We start from the raw sequence: 2,413 nt of genomic DNA on the forward strand, positions 1-2,413 counted from the left end.
CAACAGCTTGCCGATGAGGCCGCTTCCCTGGCTTCTCCTGTCGAGTTCATTGTCCAATATCTTTGACAAACTTACAGTCTGTCTTCAGTCAGGCGGTTCTAAGCTCTTGACAGATGTGCTATAATAGGTTTGAGTCGGATTGGAAGCGGCTTCCTCTCCCCTCACAGCCCGTTTCGTATCTCCACACACATTAATCTGTACGCCTTGAGATACAAAACAGGCCGTCAGTTCATACCGGCATCCAGCCAACAGGGGGGAGAGCATGGATCGCAAAGGAACCAAGCTGATCGCCAAAAACAGCAAAGCCTTTCACGATTACTTTATTGAGGACCGGTACGAGGCCGGCATCTCCCTGGCTGGTACCGAGGTCAAGTCCATCCGTCAGGGCAATGTAAATCTGAAAGACTCCTTCTGCCTTATCAAAGATGGCCAGATGCAGGTTCTGGGGATGCACGTTAGCCCCTATGAAAAGGGCAATGTCTTCAACAAAGACCCTTTGCGTCCCCGCCAGCTGCTGATGCACCGGCGGGAGATTGCCCGGCTTTTCGCAAAGGTCAAGCAGGATGGCTACGCCCTGGTACCCCTGTCCATTTATTTTAAAGACTCCCGCGTCAAGCTGGAGGTAGGGCTGGCCAAGGGCAAAAAGCTCTACGACAAGCGGGACGCCGCCGCCGCCAAGGATGCCAAGCGAGAAATTGACCGCACCATGAAGGCCCGGCGCCGCTATGATTAAGCGCTTGTCCTGCCGTCCGGGCCCCGAAACACCGCGCCGGTCCTTGTCGGCCGGCGGTATATGTCATTGTAAAGAGAAAGGGCGTGTCTCCCCATGGCTCAAAATCCCATTGTCACCTTTGAGATGGAGAACGGCGGAAAGATGACTGCCGAGCTCTACCCCGATGTGGCTCCCAACTCAGTCAACAACTTTATTCATCTGGTAAAGAGCGGCTTCTACAACGGCCTGAGCTTCCACCGGGTCATTCCCGGCTTTATGATTCAGGGCGGCTGTCCTCAGGGCACCGGAACCGGCGGCCCCGGCTACTCCATCAAGGGCGAGTTCTCCGGCAATGGCGTCGCCAACGACCTCAAGCACGGCCGGGGCGTGCTGTCCATGGCCCGGGCCATGCATCCCGATTCCGCTGGCAGCCAGTTCTTCATTATGGTAGAGCCGGCCCCCCACCTGGATGGTCAGTATGCCGCTTTTGGCAGGATCATCCATGGCTTGGACGTGGCCGACGCCATTGTCTCCGTCCGCACCGACCACAACGATCGGCCCAAGGAGCCCCAGGTGATGAAGTCTGTCACGGTCAATACCTTCGGTGTGGACTATCCCGCGCCGGAGAAAGTCTGAGGCGCAAGGTGGAACAGAAAGAGTTCGGCGTTGAGATCGAGATAGAATCCATCTACCGCCCCTGCGGCGCGGGCCATCAGGTAGGGGATTGCTGCCGGATCCGCAATGTGGACGGCGCACTGAAAATGGAGGGCTTTGACGGCTGGTGCCCGGAGCTGGTGCAGGCCGTGCTGGCCAACTGCTCTGTCCTGGCCCATGGCGGCTCTTTGGCCTGGGAGGATGAGCAGGGTAAGGTGCGCTCCGCCTGTCCGGACGGCGCCTGCCGCGTCATCGCGGCTATCCGGCGCATCCCTCAGGAACATCAGAATTGACAACCGCCCATCTTCGCGCCCTGGCATTGCTCCGGGACGCGGAGATGGATCCCATAGTAGTTTTTCTAACCCTGTCTTTGATACGGGGGCGTACTGGTTTCGACGAGGACGTAGAGGCCGGAACAGCGGGCGGATGCGCCTAACATCCTTAAAATGGGCAGCTTATAAATTAAAGAACAACGATAACGTCGTTCTCGCTGCGGCTTAATGCAGCCGTCCCGCCCGGAAGGACCACGAGCCGGGATGGGGCGTCGTTTAGTGGTGCACGTGCGTACGCAAAGCTTTGAGCGTACCATGAATCATGAAGCTACCAAGTCCTGTAGTGTGACGGCTCACGCCAGGATACGGGAATGTAAATAACCGTCTGCGCCCGGAGAAGTTCTTGTTAAAGCGTTTTCGGACGGGGGTTCGACTCCCCCCGCCTCCACCAAAAGTGCGCCAGACGAACCCAGGAGCCGGTCATCTATGTGGCCGGAAACCTGTTCGTTCTGGTGTGTCCTCTGGCTTATGCCATGGACAAATGAAAAAAGGCCGCCGCCTTGGTACTTCCAGGGCAGCGGCCTTTTTTACAACCGAGAATCACGGTATTCGTGATAAAATCGCAAAAAAGTTGTTTTTATCACAATTATCTGAAAAATCCTAAAATAGTTGCTATATTCTACCGTAAAGGAGAAACGGCTATGATTAGGATTTTACTGTCCACCGAGCTTGGCAAGCGCAGGTGGTCGCAAGCGGACTTAGCCCGAAACGACAG

The 2,413-nt window shown here is 56.2% G+C and carries 3 protein-coding genes and 1 other RNA gene; all 4 read left to right on the plus strand.

Translation table 11 applies throughout. From position 1 onward, the window contains the following. The first annotated feature begins 262 nt into the window (after positions 1 to 262). The gene (smpB, locus tag D1159_RS18660) at positions 263 to 733 is read left to right on the plus strand and encodes an SsrA-binding protein SmpB (protein ID WP_161847092.1); all 471 of its coding nucleotides are present in this window, start codon (positions 263 to 265) and stop codon (positions 731 to 733) included. 93 nt (positions 734 to 826) lie between these two features. Then, positions 827 to 1,348, plus strand: coding sequence for a peptidylprolyl isomerase (locus D1159_RS18665; RefSeq protein ID WP_161847093.1), 522 nt, complete (start codon positions 827 to 829; stop codon positions 1,346 to 1,348). A gap of 8 nt (positions 1,349 to 1,356) precedes the next feature. Then, positions 1,357 to 1,659, plus strand: a complete 303-nt coding sequence (locus tag D1159_RS18670; protein WP_161843661.1) for a TIGR04076 family protein — start codon at positions 1,357 to 1,359, stop codon at positions 1,657 to 1,659. 84 nt (positions 1,660 to 1,743) lie between these two features. Beyond that, positions 1,744 to 2,089: a transfer-messenger RNA gene (gene ssrA / locus D1159_RS18675) on the plus strand. Positions 2,090 to 2,413: the final 324 nt, after the last annotated feature.

This window comes from Pseudoflavonifractor sp. 524-17, from assembly GCF_009935845.1.
Lineage (GTDB): Bacteria > Bacillota > Clostridia > Oscillospirales > Oscillospiraceae > Pseudoflavonifractor_A.